At 67.3% G+C, this 208-nt stretch carries 1 protein-coding gene; it reads left to right on the forward strand.

Features of this window, described 5'->3' with window-relative positions:
- Positions 1 to 112: 112 nt before the first annotated feature.
- Positions 113 to 208, forward strand: a 96-nt coding sequence (tnpB, locus tag AB4Y34_RS42610; protein WP_368719386.1) for an IS66 family insertion sequence element accessory protein TnpB, incomplete at its 3' end; no start/stop codon positions are given.

Raw genomic sequence — 208 nt, forward strand, 5'->3', positions numbered from 1 at the left:
GCGTACCGGCGGCGTCGGGCATCGAGATCGAACTGAACGGTGCCCGTGTACGCGTCACGGGCATGGTCGACCCCGTGCAGTTGCGCCTCGTGCTGCGCTGCCTGATGCCAGCATGATTGCGCCGCCAGGCGGTACCCGCGTATGGCTGGCAGCGGGCGTTACCGATATGCGCCGTGGCATGGATGGACTTGCCGCGCTGGTGCAGTCA

It is taken from the genome of Paraburkholderia sp. BR10954 (assembly GCF_040965775.1).
Classification (GTDB): Bacteria; Pseudomonadota; Gammaproteobacteria; order Burkholderiales; family Burkholderiaceae; genus Paraburkholderia; species Paraburkholderia youngii.